General features: G+C 47.1%; 10 protein-coding genes. 2 read left to right on the forward strand and 8 right to left on the reverse strand.

The window, feature by feature from the left end; translation table 11 throughout:
• Positions 1-10 precede the first annotated feature (10 nt).
• Positions 11-1,180 (forward strand): META domain-containing protein, encoded by a 1,170-nt coding sequence (locus A5320_RS08300; protein ID WP_231916682.1) that lies wholly within the window; start codon positions 11-13, stop codon positions 1,178-1,180.
• Positions 1,181-1,318: 138 nt separating this feature from the next.
• Here A5320_RS08300 and glnS read toward each other — a convergent pair whose 3' ends face one another.
• The 3 genes from glnS to A5320_RS08315 form a co-directional block, all read right to left on the reverse strand.
• A complete protein-coding gene (glnS, locus tag A5320_RS08305; RefSeq protein ID WP_068063416.1) occupies positions 1,319-2,980 on the reverse strand; it encodes a glutamine--tRNA ligase in 1,662 nt (553 codons plus the stop codon).
• Between the two features lie 335 nt (positions 2,981-3,315).
• Positions 3,316-6,321: a cadherin-like domain-containing protein gene (locus A5320_RS08310; RefSeq protein WP_068063417.1), complete on the reverse strand. Its 3,006-nt coding sequence runs from the start codon at positions 6,319-6,321 to the stop codon at positions 3,316-3,318.
• 428 nt (positions 6,322-6,749) lie between these two features.
• Positions 6,750-8,282, reverse strand: a complete 1,533-nt coding sequence (locus A5320_RS08315; protein ID WP_068063419.1) for a S10 family peptidase — start codon at positions 8,280-8,282, stop codon at positions 6,750-6,752.
• A gap of 241 nt (positions 8,283-8,523) precedes the next feature.
• On the opposite strand from A5320_RS08315, the gene A5320_RS08320 reads away from it, so the two are divergent.
• On the forward strand, positions 8,524-10,578 hold the full coding sequence (locus A5320_RS08320; RefSeq protein ID WP_068063420.1) for an ATP-binding protein: 2,055 nt from the start codon (positions 8,524-8,526) through the stop codon (positions 10,576-10,578).
• A 145-nt stretch (positions 10,579-10,723) separates the two neighbouring features.
• On the opposite strand, the gene sucD is transcribed toward A5320_RS08320, so the two are convergent.
• The 5 genes from sucD to A5320_RS08345 all read right to left on the reverse strand — a co-directional run bounded on the left by sucD (position 10,724) and on the right by A5320_RS08345 (position 18,058).
• Positions 10,724-11,596, reverse strand: coding sequence for a succinate--CoA ligase subunit alpha (gene sucD, locus A5320_RS08325; RefSeq protein WP_068063421.1), 873 nt, complete (start codon positions 11,594-11,596; stop codon positions 10,724-10,726).
• Positions 11,596-12,762: an ADP-forming succinate--CoA ligase subunit beta gene (gene sucC, locus A5320_RS08330; RefSeq protein WP_068063423.1), complete on the reverse strand. Its 1,167-nt coding sequence runs from the start codon at positions 12,760-12,762 to the stop codon at positions 11,596-11,598. Before sucC ends, sucD begins: the two co-directional genes overlap by 1 nt.
• Positions 12,763-13,013: 251 nt before the next feature.
• Entirely contained in the window at positions 13,014-14,201 is a 1,188-nt protein-coding gene (gene odhB / locus A5320_RS08335) for a 2-oxoglutarate dehydrogenase complex dihydrolipoyllysine-residue succinyltransferase (protein WP_068063424.1), read from the reverse strand.
• 149 nt (positions 14,202-14,350) lie between these two features.
• Positions 14,351-17,158, reverse strand: coding sequence for a 2-oxoglutarate dehydrogenase E1 component (locus A5320_RS08340; RefSeq protein WP_068063426.1), 2,808 nt, complete (start codon positions 17,156-17,158; stop codon positions 14,351-14,353).
• A gap of 180 nt (positions 17,159-17,338) precedes the next feature.
• Positions 17,339-18,058: a succinate dehydrogenase iron-sulfur subunit gene (locus A5320_RS08345; protein WP_068063428.1), complete on the reverse strand. Its 720-nt coding sequence runs from the start codon at positions 18,056-18,058 to the stop codon at positions 17,339-17,341.
• Between the last annotated feature and the right edge of the window lie 9 nt (positions 18,059-18,067).

The raw sequence follows: 18,067 nt of genomic DNA on the forward strand, positions 1-18,067 counted from the left end.
TTCCATTATAATGGCGCCAATTTTGTGTCTGGAAGTGGCCTTGTCATTGATGAAACGTAGTTTGAAAGACAGTTTAATGCGCAAAGTTGTGCAGAGCTCTGCCCTCAGTTTAGTGTTGTTGTCCGCCTGTACTACAGTACCGGTAAAAACTGTAGTTCCAGCGCCGGTGCAGCCGGTCGCCCCCGTGGTAGTCGAACCGGATTTAGTACCGGACGAAGTGGTCAAATCCGACAATGCAGAATCTATCGCTACCGATTTTGGCCTGATTTTCATTGACCGCGATATGACTTTCACCGGCACCCTGCCTTGTGATAAATGTCCGGGCGTGCAATATCATATCAATGTCTATCAGGACGGTAAGTTTGAAGCTCGCCGCGAGTTTATCGATCGCAACGTGGTCGAACTGATCAAAGGCAGCTGGATGCTGGATAACCGCACTTTGCACTTTACCAGTCAGCGTCAGCCGATGCCGTCCTTCCAATTTGCCAGTAATCAACATCTGACCTTATTAGATATCGCCGGTAAACCAATGGTTTCCGCGGATAACAAAACACTGAGTCGCCGCGACTTCAGCAGAATTGACAGCCGCTTGCCGCTGCTTGGTATGTACGAGCTCAAAGACAACGAAGCCAGTTTCACCGACTGCCTGACCGGCGAGAGTCACTTGATTGCCATGACCCAACACCATATGCCGATGATGCGTAGCTATCAGACGAACCCTGGCATTAATGGCAAATCGGTGGTTGCTACCTTAACTGCACGTAAAAGCCCGGATAATAACGATGCGTTGTTTGTCGATAAATTTGACCAGTTCTGGCCAGGCGCCACTTGCCCAAGTCAGGCACAACCGGCCAAAATTCAGGGTGTCGTCTGGCGTTTAAGTACAGTGTCGCAAATTGGTGTGCCGCAAAAACTAAACATCCGGATGATGTTCGACCAAAACAAACTGTTTGGCTTTTCTGGCTGTAACAACTTTAATGCCGGTTATCAGCAAAAAGACAACCAACTGAATGTTGCGCCAGTGGTCAGTACCCGCAAGTTTTGCAGCGATGCCAACTTCTATGAACAGCAATTCACCAAACAGCTACAACTGGCCGATCGGATTGAAATTAACCAGAACAAACTGCAGTTATTTAAAGCCAATAAAGTCATTATTGAAATGACGCAGGCCTTGAATTAACAAAAGGCTACATCCAATAAAAAAACGGAGCGATAAGCTCCGTTTTTTATTTGCTAACTTTGGGGTCATAACTTTGGGGTCAGAGTCAATTGTTAATAGAAATCTGTTAACAATTGACTCTGACCCCGGAATTAACAATCAATCTTCGAAGAAGGTATCGCGTAGTGCAACAGTGCGGTTAAACACCAGTTTGTCGGCAGTGAAATCCTGATTGTCGGCGCAATAATAACCTTCACGCTCAAACTGATAGGCTTGCTCAGGCTTGGCTTGTGCCAGGCTTGGCTCGACAAAACCATGTTTGATGCTGAGTGAATTTGGGTTGATCACGGTAATAAAATCATCTTCCGCTGCCGGGTTTGGCACCGTGAACAATTTATCGTAGACCCGGAATTCCGCAGCTTTGGCTTGGGTTGCTTCGACCCAGTGAATAACACCCCGCACTTTACGGCCATCGGCCGGATTGACGCCGAGAGTTTCCGGATCGTAACTACAAATCAGCTCCACAATATTGCCGGCGTCATCTTTAATCACTTCATCGGCACGCACCACATAAGCACCACGTAACCGCACTTCACCGCCAGTCACCATCCGCTTGTACTTTTTGTTGGCTTCTTCCCGGAAGTCAGCACGGTCGATATAAATGACTCTGCCGAATGGCACCTTACGGCTACCCATGCTTTCTTCTTTTGGATGATTGTGCACATCCAGCCATTCCACCGCATCGGCGGTATAGTTGCTGATAGTGATTTTTAGCGGGTCAATCACCGCCATAGCACGTGGCGCATGGGCGTCTAAATCTTCGCGAATGCACGAATCTAAAGCGCTGGCTTCAATCACGTTGTCTTGTTTGGTAATACCAATCCGCTTCGCGAATTCGCGTAGCGATGCCGGGGTATAACCACGACGGCGTAAACCGGCAATGGTTGGCATCCGTGGGTCGTCCCAACCTGAAACATGGCCACCTTCAACCAGCGTATGCAGTTTGCGTTTACTCATCACCTGGTATTCCAGGTTTAAGCGTGAGAACTCAATTTGCTGTGGGTGACATGCGATGGTGATGTTATCCAAAATCCAGTCATATAACCGGCGGTTATCCTGGAATTCCAGGGTACACAAAGAATGGGTAATCCCTTCCAGCGCATCAGAAATACAATGCGTGAAATCGTACATCGGGTAGATGCACCATTTATCGCCAGTCTGATGGTGATGCGCGAATTTCACCCGGTAAATCACCGGATCACGCATACAAATAAAAGCCGACGTCATGTCGATTTTGGCGCGCAGTGAACATTCACCTTCTTTAAAACCACCGGCACGCATTTTTTCAAACAGCGCCAGGTTTTCAGCTGGTGTGGTATCACGGTATGGACTGTTTTTGCCTGGCTCGGTTAAGTTACCGCGGTATTGACGCATTTCTTCGGCATTTAAGAAACAAACGTAGGCCAGACCTTTATTAATCAGTTCAACGGCATAACCGTATAAAGCGTCAAAATAATCTGATGAATAACGAACAGCGCCGTCCCATTCAAAACCCAACCAGTTGACATCTTTCTGGATAGAATTTACAAAATCGATATTTTCTTTTTCTGGATTGGTGTCATCAAAACGCAGGTTACATTTGCCTTGATAATCAACGGCGATACCGAAGTTCAGACAAATTGATTTGGCGTGACCGATATGCAGGTAGCCGTTCGGCTCTGGCGGAAAACGGGTTTGCACGGCACTGTGTTTACCGGAAGCTAAATCGGCATCAATGATCTGCCGGATAAAATTGGTTGGGCGTGTTTCGATGTCCGCCATAAAATTTAGATCCTTGTAGAATGAGACTTTTCGTCAATTGGCCGCATTATAACAGCAACACCAGCGCTGACCAGTAGCGAATAAGGCTTTGTGTCGTCATTAAATAAGCCATTTTTATTGATCACTTCAACATTGTCGGTAACTGCTATTTTGACAGCCACAACCATGGATAACATAGCGCTATTGTCATCGTCTGAAGGACTCACTTTGCAGACATAAAAAAGACCAGACGAATCTGGTCTTGTTGGCTTTAGCGACAAACTGCATTCAGGTTTTACTCTGTGTTAAAAGCTAGCGTCCAAGCATAAACAAAGTAAAACCTCTTTCACTTACGGTCAGTTTTTCCCGTGAACGTTATACCTTTGTCGCCATGCCACGATGAAAAATAATCCAAGGAAACCAAGTGGGAATGCCCCACCCTTACTTGCAGCTGGCGTTTCTTTAATCGGTTCAACTACCGGGCCGGTGATGCGGACCTCTGCAACGCCACTGGCAGTTCCAAGATAAGGATCGCGGATTTGATATTGGATAGTGGCGACGCCATTAAAGCCTTTTGCGGGTACAAAGCTTAATTTTTGATCGGTGGTAATACTGACAGTACCGGTATTGACGGCCGCTGAAAATAATTCAAGTTTGTCTTGATCCGCGTCCGTGTCATTTGCTAACACGTCGATCACAATCGCGCTTAAGTGGTCGGTGGCCGCTTGATCCGCAACTGCAACCGGCAACTGATTTGGTTTTGCAGTGACCATCACTGTTGCTTTGGTTGTGACTTTTGCACCATCTGTGTCGCTGATGGTATAGGTTATTTCCGCAGGGCCGTTAAAGCCACGCGTCGGGGTGAAGCGCAGTTTTTGGTCAGCATCCATAACCACCGTTCCGACGACAGTTGATGCGGAATCCAACCGGATAATATCCCCACCTGCATCCGAATCATTTTTCAGGACATCAATAGTGATCGCAGTGCGATCGTCTGTTGCGAAAGCATCAGGTAGCGCTGTTGGCGAAGGATTGTCAACAGTCGTCTGGTAAATCCCCAGCCCTTCTTTGGCATCAAACGCCAGGAAATAAAGTTTGTCACCAATCATGCTATAGACCGGATAGGTCAATAAATCTTTGATCTGACTTTGAATTTTAAATTGCTGATTTTGTTTTTTATACACCGTTAACTGTGGATTAAATGCAATCAGCTGATCACCATAGATTGCAGCAGAACGATAAAGTGGCGTGTGCACTTCTGGCAGGGTAACGCCTGATGTTGAGACTGCTGTAGTACCATTTAAAAAAACATCGTCAAACAACAAGATATTTTTTTTGAGAGTCGGCGATTGCAGAGGACCTTCTTCCACGCGTCGATTTATAACAAAAGGCTCTGATAAAAAAGTGTCGGTCTGCAAATCAATTTTTTGAGCCTGCAATTCATCGATGTGTTTTCTGTTCATGGAACCCCCAGTGAACTTGAGCAACCAAGTCTCATCACCCTGTTGCATAAAGCCAACAGGTATAACTTCTAGTGTCTCACCTTCAAATTCGCGGGAGGTTATCTTTAAGGTGGTTAAGGCAGCGGACTTTTCGCCAGTTTCTAAATCAAATAGACGCGGCACGTCAACCCAATTAGGGACAGTAGCATCTCTTAAGGCCAGTTTAGTACCGACGAATCCAATCATGTCTTGGTTTACAATATCAGTAATGTGGGCGAGTTTTCCGGTATTTAAATCTAACTTTTCAAGTCGGAAATCATAAGACATGTCATGAAAACGGCTCAAACTATACATATTATCTTCGTAACGGTGGGAAAGGTAAAAGCTAGACTTATCTTTATCCCGTTCGAAAAGTTGTTTTTCTTTATCAAATCTAAACAAAAATGGATACTGAGTAGTTATCCGTGAAAACATATTCAACCACAAATTCGATTTTGTCTGAATAAAATTATCAAGATTACCGCCAAATGGTGGTCGCTTTCCAAAAAGTCCATCGTTGAATTCAACTTTTTGTACTAAATCAACGCGAGAGTTATCTGGTTGTAAGCGTTTTATCACGGACGATGATATATTGCTGTCATAAGTATCTGTCCACAAACCACTTTCCCTCCAAAATAACTGGCGCTGCCAACTGGTTAAGTAGACAGTGTAATAATCACTCTCCAGCAACTTTGCCTCAAGTTTTGGTACTGACAAACAGTTAAATTGTGTCGTCGTTTGTGCGACCAGCGCTGGGCGGGCGCAGGTGTCGCGATACTCACGGGTTTGCGAACTGCTAGCAAAGTTCCAAAGCCAACGTTCGCCTGCTTTACTCACTGTCGGAGGTTCTTCACCATAGCTGAATGATTCAAACTCCGAACCTTTCCACAACATCTCCAAACTGCCATTTGCCAGTAACTTTTGGATGACAGGTGCCCGAATTGTTTTACCAGCTTGCTCGGCGGTCTTGGCGTAATAGCCGATTTGATGGCTATCATCAGTCGTCGTCATCGCCACCATCGGTGCTCCAATGCCCGCATTGATGGTTAGGCGCTGAGTCTGTTGGTTGGAGAAGTTATATAGATGAAGCTCGAATTCAACTTTCACAGCATTAGCCTGCGTTTTGTCGAATAACAGCACTGAAGTTTGATTGACACTTTGGATGCTAAAGTCAGCTAGTGCTTGCGGCAATTGCCCCAGCAGCACTTGTTGATTGTCGTCTGCCACCCGATAAAATTTGTCACTTGCTTGCACAATCAGGTGATTATCGCGAACCCAAATAGTTGGGTTCGCTTGCGTCTTGTCTAGTTTAAATGCGTATAACGGTTCGGCATTATCCTTTACACAATCAATCTGCAGATCGTTTTCTAGAACACTTCCGATACAACTCACTTGTCCAGAGGGATCTTTCACCAGAACAATAAATGAGGCGGGCGCCAACGGTTTAGCCAATGCAGTATTAAAGGTTTTGGCTTTTAAGTTAAATTGATAGCCATTAATCAGCAAATCATCGCCAGCTATCGATAAAGGAGGCAGCTCTTTGAGCATTTCGTAATAGGAGTAACCTTCTTTAAAATATATATTTGGCAGTTCAGTCAATAAGCTGAATTCATTGGTGGTGGCGTCCAGTTTCAGTACGACTAACTGCTCACCTTGCCGCTCAAAAAAGTTATTACTACCAAAAGGCCAACGAAAATCCATCATGGCAGGAACATAGACGTTTCCCTGATATGAAACAGCTTTATCAAGAAAAATATCTTTAATAACAGCGGGCTTGGCGATGACATGAACCGGGCTCACCTTGGTTACCGTGCTTGCAAACGTGGTCATTGCCAAAAAAAGCAATATCATTGGCACCAATTGGTTCCATATTTTTTTCATAAAAATTCCATTTCTAAACTACGTTAATAAATAATGATATCACGTGCCCATTTTGCAGCCAACACTTGGCAATTAAACTGTGCCTGAGTTAAATTCTCACAGAGCTGCGGTTCAATCGCTCTATAATGGCGACATCGAACTTGATTATGCCGATGATTACAAGGTGGCTTAGGCTGAAATAGTTGAATGGACTGACTTTATGGATTAACACAAACAGACACAAAGGAAGTAATCATATTGCAAATAAAGTTAACTGGAATTTCGTGCATTATCGCTCACTAACAATTAAACGTCAGAATTAGCCATGAACATCGCTATCTTCACTCCCTCCCCTTTATCAAAGAAAATTTAAAAATCCCCCCTATATGGCAACCAACCAAATAGGGGGATGAGTCGTCATTCTTTTTAGAAAAAACTAAAATAGAAACCTAATATTTCGCTGGCTGATCTTCTGCCGGCAAACTGGCCTTAATAAACTGCCGCAAATCATCATTCGACTGTTTTAAATCTTCATAGCGCAGGTACATCATATGGCCGCTGCGATAACCTTTAAAACTCAGGCGGTCTTTCATTTTGCCGCTTGGATCAAGCTGCCACATGCTGTATTTGGCGTCAAAATAGTTGGTGGCGCCGTCGTAATAACCAGACTGGATCATAACTTTCAGGTACGGGTTTTCTGCCATGGCTAGGCGTAAATTTTCGCCGGTGTTATCGTCGCTGTTGTCCCATGGTCGCACCGGGCCGAACATGTTGTATTTCACATCGGTTTTGTAATTCAGTTCTGTGCGCAAATAGTGATTAATCGCCGGGGTGAATGAGTGCAACCAGGACGTCAGTTCAGCATTAAAATCCGGGCTGTCGCCTGCGTCGCGCCGATCGATACCGATATAACGTGAATCCAGGCGGCCGACAGTCTGACTACGTTCGCGCAACAATTCTTTCCAGAAAAAGTCGTTTGGAATATCCATATTGTTCTGTAATACAGCTTTAACCGATAAACCAGAATATTGCGCGACCTGCTGCGCGATGCGGTCTTTTTCCTCGGCGCTGATAAAAGCACCTTTAGCCAAAGCTGGCAGATATTCATTAATGGTGAACTGTTCTACTTTTGGCAGTAGATCATACAGATCAAGTTGCTGCAGCTCTGCTGGCAAGGCTTTGTGATACCAGGCTGTCGCGGCAAAATACGGCAGACGGTTGGCGACATCCACCGGGCCTTCGCGCTTAATACCAATTTCAGTCGGAGACACCAGCACCACACCGTTTAAATACATCCACTGCATATTCTGCAGCGCCAAAGCGAGGCCAGAGACGCGCGTAGTACCGTAACTTTCACCAATCAGAAACTTTGGCGACTGCCAACGCTCATTACGGGTGACAAAGGTATTGATCCATTCAGCCAGATACTTCACGTCAGCATTGACACCAAAAAACATCTTGGCTTGTTCATCGCGGCTCATCATCTTGCCGTCTTTGTCTGCTAATACCCGCGAATAGGCGGTATTCACCGGGTTTACAAACACAATGTCGGCGGTGTCCAGCACTGAATATGGGTTTTGTTTGGTGCCATAAGGCTGCAACGGATAACCTTCGCTATCAACTTTCAGTGCTTTTGGACCGGTATATGCGATTTGCATCCACACTGAAGCGGAGCCTGGGCCACCATTGAAAGAAATCAACAACGGTCTTTTGCTTTTATCTTTGATATCAGTACGTTGGTAGTAAGTATAAAACACTGCAGCGACCGGTTTGCCATCATCGTTCCAGACGGGTTGGGTGCCGGTGGTCGCGCTGTAGGAAAATGACACATCATTAACCGTCGTTTTATGCTGAGTAACGACGACGGCATCGGCTTCTATCTGACGTTCGGTGGCAACTGCTGCCGGTACGGACAATAAAACTCCGGTACAGCACAACGTGGTGACCAGAACCGCCCGCTGAAAAATGGCTGTTGTTTTCATAAATTCCCATGGTAGTTAAGATTTTTATTTTGGTTGAGTCGACACACCGCATGCAGCATATCCAACATTGTTAACCCGGTTTTTGTAACTTAATTTGCCGGCTGAGACAAAGACATTGCGATTAAAAGCATCAAAACAGGTTGATTTGCCCGCGCAGGCGAACAAATATCGCAACCGACCGCTTTGACGTTATTTTCGGCCATACTTTAATCACCCGAACCACGTCCTTTGGAACGGATCTATGACAGGCGTACACACTCAAAACCGTTGGTTGTTCATCCTGTTGCTCTTTTTTTTATGCATCGCAGCGACATGCTACGCTGCAACGCCAGAACAGCGGCTGGAGCAAATAAAACTCGATAGCAAATCACGGCCGCGCGAGGTCAACATCGCAATCGACGCCTGGCTGGCTGAACTACCAGCCCCATCACTGGCAATTCGGGAACACCTCGTCACAACCAAAGCCTTTAACTTGATGGTGCTGTCTGATTATGACAGCGCGCAGCAGTTGCTAGACAGCTGGTTACAGGAAGTTCAGGCGACAGAGCCTGCAAAAACCACAAGAGCCATTGAAATATCCGGCTATATTGCGATGCGCCGTGGTGATCACAGTAAAGCCACGACTTTATTACAACAAGCGGTGGCACTGGCGACCCGCTTTAATCAACCCGAGCGTCAGATTACCACCCGTATTTATTCAGCCATGCATGCGATGCAGATGGGGCAAAATCAAACGGCACTGGAGTTATTTGCAGCCGCTGAGAAGCTTAATCAGCAATATCAATTTGGCTACCTGAAAGTAAATATTCAAAACAATCTGAGTTATTTATATATTCAGCTGGGTGATTATCAAAAAGCACTGACTCTTTTAACTGCGGCGCTAACCGATCCGACCTATTTACCGGCAGATTTGATTTACGTCCGGATGAATCTGGCGCGCTGTTATGTCGAGCTCAAACGTTACTCAGAAGCCGAGCCACATGCCCGCCTTGCGTTACAGGGTTATCAGCAACGGGAAGATCCTTTTTATCAGAGCGTGGTCTATCTGCTGCTGACTGAAATAGCTTTTCACCAGCATCGCTTGCTGGACGCTGGAAATGCGTTGCAACCTGCGCTGATGCTAGCTGAAAAACATCAGCTAAATCAGCAGCTATCTGATGGATATCTGCTAAAAAGTCAGATATTACAACAACAGGCAAAACCAGAAGCTGCCTTGACAGCGTTACAGCAACATCTGACGCACTACAAAAAATATCACAATGCCGAAGCGCAACAACAACTGCTACAGCTACGAAATCAGATTGATACGTTAAGGCAGCAACAACAAATAGCTGAATTAGAGCAAAAATTAGAGCTGAATAGCTTAGAAGAAAAACATCAAAAGCGCGCCATTTGGATCAGCGTTACCGCGGCGATTGCTGTGGTTTTACTATTGTTGTTTTTGATCCGGCAGCAGCAGAAAAAACGCCAGCAAGCCGAACATTATTCAAACGAGCTGGCCCTGTCCTACCAACAACTACAACAAACCCAGCGTCATCTGATCGCCTCAGAAAAAATGGCGGCAATAGCAGGAATGGTCGCTGGCCTCGCCCATGAACTGAACACGCCACTTGGCATACTGACCACCGCAGTCAGTCTGTTACAGGAAAAAACCGCTGAGTTTAACCAAAAGCTGCAAAGTGGCCTGACCCGGCTGGATCTGCAGCTTTATCTGACCACAGCCGACGACGTGCATCAGTTGTCCGCTCATAATGTCGAACGTTGTGCCCGGCTGGTGCAGAATTTCAAGCAATTGGCCGTGCAACGCAGCGATGAAATAACCACCTTTCATTTGCGTCAACTCATTGCGGATATCCTGCCATTATTGGATTCACGTTTTCACGAACAGAAGGTGGTGGTTCGTTACGAGCAAACAGATCTGTGGCTGCACGCAGATATTCAACATTTTCAGTTACTGCTACTTGAACTACTAACCAACTCGGTATTACACGCCTTTTTTGGTCGCACACAAGGTGAAATTGAACTATCGACCCGCTTCACAAAAGATCATTGGGAGCTGCATTATCGAGACGATGGCGTGGGCTTTACATCGGCGGCGCCAGACAAAGTATTTGAGCCTTTTTATACCACCAGTCGGCACAGTGGTCACGCCGGTCTTGGCTTAAATCTGGTGTATAACCTGGTCACTGTGGCCCTGGAAGGTGAGATTGAAGCGGTTCAGGTAAGTACAGGCTTTGCGTTATGTTGCCGCTTACCACGGCAATTGCTGGCACAGTCGTCGACGAGCGCTCATTAGCAGTAAACACTGTTTTTTTTGAGAAATCTGCGATCAGTTCTGAATTTGCGTAGCAATTTCAAGCTTGTCCTGTTAATGGCCAATTTCAATCCATAAAAAAACCCGCACCAGGCGGGTTTTTTACACACTAAAAACTAAAAAGCTATTACCAGCCAGTCAGTTCACGCAGTGCTTTACCGATGTCTGCCAGAGAACGGACGGTTTTCACGCCAGCGTCTTCCAGAGCACGGAATTTGTCATCAGCTGTACCTTTACCACCAGAGATGATGGCGCCAGCGTGGCCCATGCGCTTACCGGCAGGTGCAGTTACACCAGCAATGTAAGAAACAACAGGCTTAGTCACGTTTGCTTTGATATAAGCAGCCGCTTCTTCTTCAGCAGTACCACCGATTTCACCGATCATGATGATCGCTTCAGTCTGTGGATCTTCCTGGAATAATTTCAGGATGTCGATGAAGTTAGAACCTGGGATTGGGTCACCACCGATACCGACACAAGTCGATTGGCCGAAACCTTCATCTGTGGTTTGTTTCACAGCTTCATAGGTCAGAGTGCCTGAACGTGAAACGATACCAACTTTACCTGGCTTGTGGATATGGCCTGGCATGATACCAATTTTACATTCACCTGGCGTGATCACGCCTGGGCAGTTTGGACCAATCATCCGTACGCCTTTACGATCGATGTATTCTTTAACGAATAACATGTCGATCGTTGGGATACCTTCAGTGATACAAACAATCAGCTCTAAGCCAGCATCAGCAGCTTCGATGATCGCATCTTTACAGAAAGGTGCCGGTACGTAAATCACAGTCGCAGTTGCGCCAGTCGCAGCAACAGCTTCTTTGACGGTGTTGAACACTGGTAAACCAATGTGGGTCGTGCCGCCTTTACCTGGGCTTACACCACCAACCATCTGAGTGCCGTATTCCAGCGCTTGAGTGGAGTGGAAAGTACCCTGGCTACCAGTGAAACCCTGACAGATGACCTTAGTGTCTTTGTTGATGATAATAGACATTATTTGCCCTCCGCGGCTTTCACAACAGCTTTTGCAGCTTCAGATAATGAGTTAGCAGCAATGATGTTCAGGCCAGAGTTTTGCAACTTCTGTGCGCCTAATTCAGCGTTGTTACCTTCTAAACGCACCACAACCGGTACGCTTACACCCACTTCTTCAACCGCACCAATGATACCTTCAGCGATCATGTCGCAACGAACGATACCACCGAAGATGTTGACGAATACTGCTTTCACAGCTGAGTCAGACAGGATGATTTTGAATGCTTCGGTCACGCGCTCTTTGGTCGCGCCGCCGCCAACGTCCAGGAAGTTTGCTGGTTGGCCACCGCTTAATTTCACGATGTCCATAGTACCCATAGCTAAACCGGCACCGTTCACCATACAACCGATGTTACCTTCTAAAGCAACATAGTTCAGTTCCCACTGAGCAGCACGGGCTTCACGCTCGTCTTCTTGTGATGGGTCATGGTAAGCGCGCAGTTTTGGCTGGCGGTATAATGCATTGCTATCAGCAACGAGTTTGGCGTCTAAGCAGTGCAGGTTACCGGCAGAAGTAATGACCAATGGGTTTACTTCGATCATCGCCAGATCCAGATCAACGAACATCTTGGCGAGGCCTAAGTAGATGTTAGTGAACTGCTTGATTTGCGTCGCATTTAAGCCAAGTTGGAACGCGATTTCACGGGCTTGGAACGCTTGCGCGCCAACCAGTGGATCGATAGCCATCTTGATGATTTTTTCCGGGCTTTCTTCGGCCACTTTCTCGATGTCAACGCCACCTTCAGTCGACGCCATGAAAATGATACGACGGCTTGAGCGATCGACCACGGCACCTAAGTACAGCTCTTTCTCGATATCGGTACAGGTTTCTACCAGGATCTTGGTAACAGGCTGACCTTTTTCGTCAGTTTGATACGTAACCAGATTTTTACCCAGCCAATTTTGGGCAAAGTTACGGATCTCTTCTTTAGAAGTAACTAATTTCACACCGCCCGCTTTACCGCGACCACCAGCGTGAACCTGAGCTTTCACTACCCACTTGTTCCCACCAATGCGGTCTGCTGCTTCTGCTGCTGCTTGTGGAGTTTCTTCCGCATAGCCTTCAGATACAGGTAAACCGTATTCGCGAAACAGCTGTTTTGCCTGATACTCGTGCAAATTCATGGCTTATTTCCGTTTTTCTTTAGTTTGTGACCGGGTAACCGGCCTGACCCATTGAGCAAAGGCAACGCCTCGCCCAGATGATTTAGAGATGATAGCTGCTGCCATCACCTCCGGTTTTCGTTTTACCCTTCATCCTTGAAGTTGCGGGGTTGTTGCCTTCGTTCGTTCGCCCCAGTCACATAGAACTACTATGTTCGTGGGGCCTCTCTCACTCGCCGCCTACCCGCATCTTCAATGATTTTGGGTATATATTAGATATCCAACAGAATACGGGTTGGATCTTCTAACAATTCTTTGATCGTGACCAGGAAACCGACCGACTCTTTGCCGTCGATGATCCGGTGATCGTAAGACAGTGCCAGGTACATCATTGGCAGGATTTCCATCTTGCCATCAACCACCATCACCCGATCCTGGATCTTATGCATACCCAGAATAGCTGATTGTGGTGGGTTGATAATTGGCGTAGACATCAGAGAGCCAAACACACCACCATTGGTGATGGTGAAGTTACCGCCGGTTAAATCATCCATTGATAATTTACCGTCACGGCCTTTCAGTGCTAATTCTTTGATGGCTTTTTCAATTTCAGCCAGATTCATTTTGTCGCAATCACGCAGTACCGGTGTGACCAGACCACGTGGTGTTGACACCGCAATGCTGACATCAAAATAGTTGTGATACACGATGTCATCGCCGTCAATCGCCGCATTCACTTCAGGGAAACGCTTCAGCGCTTCTGTGACTGCTTTGACATAAAACGACATAAAGCCTAACCGGATACCATGACGTTTTTCAAACACGTCTTGATACTGCTTACGCAGTTCCATGATTGGCTTCATGTTCACTTCGTTAAAAGTGGTCAGCATCGCTGTAGAATTTTTCGCTTCCAGCAGACGGTTGGCAATCGTTTTACGCAGACGGGTCATCGGTACACGTTTTTGTGAACGGTCACCGACAACTGCCGCTGGTGCTGCAACTGCGGCCGGAGCTGCTTTTGCTGCTGGGGCTGCTGGTGCACCTGACAGGAATTTCTCCACGTCTTCTTTGGTAACGCGGCCATTTTTGCCAGAACCCTGGATTTTCGAAGCGTCCAGACCTTTTTCAGCAATCAGACGACGTACTGACGGTGTTAAAGCGTCATCGGCATCTGCGCTGGCAGCGGCTGGTGCTGCTGCGGCGGCAACTGGTGCAGCGGCGGCAGTTGCACCGGCATTCAGATGACCAATCACCTGCTCAGCGAGCACTGTAGCGCCTTCAGCGTGGACGATTTCGCCCATCACGCCATCAGCCTGAGCCACGACTTCTAATACGACTTTGTCAGTTTCGATATCAACCAAAACCTGGTCACGGCTGACGGCTTCACCTGTTTTTACATGCCAGGTAGCAATAGTTGCATCAGCAACCGATTCGGGTAGTACTGGGACTTTAATTTCCACTTTGTCACCTTTTTACAGATTGGTCTGCGTTTGTGTTCAGTCTTACAAAGCCAAAGCCAGTGTGATTATACCCTTCATCCTGAAAGATTCGGGGTATAAACATACACTGACCAGAATTCATGCTGTGGCCTGGCCACAGCGATAAAGTATTAACCCAGCGTCAAGGCCGCATTGACCAGCGCTTGTTGCTGTTTATTGTGTACTGACAAATAACCCACAGCTGGTGATGACGATGCATCACGTCCGGCATAACTTAAGCTTGCGCCTTTCGGGATCGCGGCCCAGAAGTTATGTTGACTGCAGTACCAGGCGCCTTGGTTTTGCGGCTCTTCCTGACACCAGACAAAATCGGTCACTTGCGGGTATTGCGCCAGAACTTTGCTCATTTCGTCTTGCGGGAACGGATACAGCTGCTCGACGCGTACAATCACAACATTGGTCTGGTTACGTTTACGGCGCTCTTCCAGTAAGTCGAAATAGACTTTACCGCTACAGAACACTACACGTTTCACATCAGCTGGTTTGATGTCATCAATCTCAGCAATCACGTTCTGGAACTGACCTGAAGCGATCTCTTCCAAAGTAGATGTGGCCAGAGGATGGCGTAATAAAGATTTTGGCGACATTACAATGAGCGGACGGCGCATTGGACGCACCATCTGCCGGCGGATCATCGCATACACCTGAGCCGGCGTGGTCGGAACCACTACTTGCATATTGTGATCAGCACAAAGTTGCAGGAAACGTTCTAACCGCGCAGAAGAGTGCTCCGGGCCCTGGCCTTCGTAACCATGTGGTAACAACAGCGTCAGACCACAGAGACGGCCCCACTTCTGTTCGCCAGAACTTAAGAACTGGTCAATCACCACCTGGGCGCCGTTGGCGAAATCACCAAACTGACCTTCCCAAATCACTAAAGCGCGTGGCTCAGCTGTGGCATAACCATATTCAAACGCCAGTACTGCTTCTTCCGATAAAGCAGAGTCAAAAACCTGGAACGGGCCTTGCGACTCGCTGATATGCTCAAGCGGCGTATAAGTAGAAGCATCACTTTGACTATGCAATACAGCGTGGCGGTGGAAGAAAGTACCACGGCCTGAGTCCTGACCGACGATGCGGATGCGTGAACCGTTACCAACAGTTGCGGCATAAGCCAGAATTTCGGCAAAACCCCAGTCGATTTTTTTCTCGCCTTTCAGCATCAAAGCACGGTCTTCATAGACTTTGCCAACCTGACGCTGCAAGGTATGCTCGGCCGGAATGGCAATGGCTTTTTCACCCATCGCCACTAAATCGGCGACGCTCATGCTGGCATCGTAAGTAGCAGTCCAGTCGTGGCCTAAGAATGGTGTCCAGTCGACCGCAACTTCGGTCATCGCTTTCCACTCATCTACCACACAATCGCCTTTATCCAGCGCGTTGCGGTAGTCATCGACCATCGCTTGTACTTCTTCCGCGCTAAACTGGCCAGCTTTAATCAGCTTGTCAGCGTATAGCTCACGTGGCGTTGGGTGCTTTTTGATTTTCTGATACATCAGCGGTTGAGTCGCATTTGGCTCATCCGCTTCGTTGTGACCGTTACGACGGTAACATACCAAATCAATCACCACATCGCGTTTAAAGGTGTTGCGATAATCAACAGCGAGTTGAGCAACAAACACCACGGCTTCCGGATCATCACCGTTGACGTGAAAAATTGGTGCCTGCACCATCTTGGCGATATCAGTACAGTATTCAGTTGAACGGGTATCTTCAGGATTGGACGTGGTAAAACCAACCTGGTTGTTAATCACCAGGCGAATAGTACCGCCGACTTTAAAGGCGCGGGTTTGTGAAATATTAAAGGTTTCAGCGACCACACCCTGACCGGCAAAGGCCGAATCACCATGAATAGTGATAGGTAGCGCTAAAGAACCGTCGGTACAACCACGACGATCCAAACGCGCACGTACTGAACCAATGACTACCGGGTTAACGATTTCTAAGTGCGACGGGTTAAACGCCAGTGCTAAATGCACGTCGCCGCCTTTGGTGGCGAAATCTGACGAGAAACCCATATGGTATTTCACATCGCCTGCACCAACAACTTCGTATTTACCGGCGAATTCGTCAAACAGTTTGCCTGGGTTTTTCCCCAAAACGTTAACTAAGGTATTTAAACGACCACGGTGCGCCATACCAATGACACAGTCTTTGGCACCTTGTTCGCCAGCACGGTGGATCATCGCTTTGAGCATCGGGATCATGGCATCGCCACCTTCCAGACCAAAGCGTTTGGCACCAGGGAATTTATTCGACAAATAGCGCTCAAGACCGTCAGCGGCAACTAAGCCTTTGAGGATGCCGGCTTTGGTCGCTTTGTCATAATTTGGGGTTGAACGAACTGATTCTAAGCGTTGTTGGATCCAGCGTTTTTCATCCGTGGATACGATGTGCATATATTCTGCACCAATCGAACCGCAGTAGGTGGTTTCCAGCGCTGCAACCAGTTCACCCAGTTTCATCGTCTCGGTACCGGCGACAAAAGATCCGACGTTATATTCATCGTCAAAATCAGCCGGACCTAAGTCATGGAAAGATAATTCTAAATCACGGACTCGTTGGCGTTTCCACAGATCCAATGGATCGAGTTTCGCATGTTGGTGCCCCCGGAAACGGAAAGCATTAATGAGTTGCAGTACCTTAACCTGCCGACCATCACCACCACCAGAGGGTGCAACAATCACTTCGCGGTGTTTGTTTTTGGCAAGATCAATAAATTGCTGGCGAATATCAGAATGCCGGGATTCTAATTCTACACCTTCAATTTTTGGCAATTTGGCGAAGAATTCGCGCCATTCATCACCAACACTGGTAGGTTCAGCTAAGTAGGATTCATAGAGTTCATCTACATAGGCCATGTTGCCACCGCCAAGATGAGAAGACTCCAACCACGCCTTCATTACACCTTCGTGCATTTACTTTCCCTTATCTCGAAGCACCTGGAAAAAAGTAGCAAAAAAATAGCCATGGTACAGGTTTTATAGCCATTTTTTCCTGATTGATACTCAGCTATACCCGTCGTCCTTGAAGATTCGGGGTATACACCAGCCTGTGTACCGTTATGTGAAGCTGTTGTCTGTTATGAAAGGGGCGCTTTACAGCGCCCGGTTTAATAACATTGATTTGATCTGGCCAATGGCTTTGGTCGGGTTTAAGCCCTTCGGACACACATTGACGCAGTTCATGATGCCGTGGCAGCGGAAAACGCTGAACGCATCATCTAAATCGTTTAATCGTTGTTCAGTCGCGGTATCACGGCTATCCGCCAGGAAACGGTAAGCATGTAACAAACCAGCTGGACCAATAAACTTATCCGGATTCCACCAGAACGACGGGCAAGAGGTTGAGCAACAAGCGCATAAAATACACTCGTACAGACCATCCAGCTTAGCGCGTTCTTCCGGTGATTGCAGATATTCACCTGCAGGCGGTAAGTCGTTATTGATTAAGTACGGTTTTACTTTCTCGTATTGAGTGTAAAACTGTGACATATCAACCACTAAGTCACGAACAACCGGTAAACCTGGTAATGGCCGAACGACAATTTTGCCGCCCTTGCCTTTACCAACAGCCGATAAAGGCGTGATACAGGCCAGACCGTTTTTACCATTCATGTTGACGCCGTCTGAACCACAGACACCTTCACGGCAGCTGCGACGGAAGGATAAGGTTGGGTCTTGTTCTTTCAATTTCAACAGTGCATCAAGCACCATCATGTCCCGACCTTCCGGATTGTCCAGCGTATAGTCTTGCATCCGTGGCGCATTATCGACGTCAGGGTTGTAACGATAAACAGAGAATTCAAGCTTCTTCATCGTCTGTCC

The organism is Rheinheimera sp. SA_1, from assembly GCF_001669775.1.
Classification (GTDB): Bacteria; Pseudomonadota; Gammaproteobacteria; order Enterobacterales; family Alteromonadaceae; genus Pararheinheimera.

Excerpts from the sequence above, each read along its gene's own strand:
- A5320_RS08300 (WP_231916682.1), top strand. The coding sequence starts at position 11 with ATGGCGCCAATTTTGTGTCTGGAAGTGGCCTTGTCATTGATGAAACGT.
- glnS (WP_068063416.1), bottom strand. The coding sequence starts at position 2,980 with ATGGCGGACATCGAAACACGCCCAACCAATTTTATCCGGCAGATCATT.
- A5320_RS08310 (WP_068063417.1), bottom strand. The coding sequence starts at position 6,321 with ATGAAAAAAATATGGAACCAATTGGTGCCAATGATATTGCTTTTTTTG.
- A5320_RS08315 (WP_068063419.1), bottom strand. The coding sequence starts at position 8,282 with ATGAAAACAACAGCCATTTTTCAGCGGGCGGTTCTGGTCACCACGTTG.
- A5320_RS08320 (WP_068063420.1), top strand. The coding sequence starts at position 8,524 with ATGACAGGCGTACACACTCAAAACCGTTGGTTGTTCATCCTGTTGCTC.
- sucD (WP_068063421.1), bottom strand. The coding sequence starts at position 11,596 with ATGTCTATTATCATCAACAAAGACACTAAGGTCATCTGTCAGGGTTTC.
- sucC (WP_068063423.1), bottom strand. The coding sequence starts at position 12,762 with ATGAATTTGCACGAGTATCAGGCAAAACAGCTGTTTCGCGAATACGGT.
- A5320_RS08340 (WP_068063426.1), bottom strand. The coding sequence starts at position 17,158 with ATGCACGAAGGTGTAATGAAGGCGTGGTTGGAGTCTTCTCATCTTGGC.
- A5320_RS08345 (WP_068063428.1), bottom strand. The coding sequence starts at position 18,058 with ATGAAGAAGCTTGAATTCTCTGTTTATCGTTACAACCCTGACGTCGAT.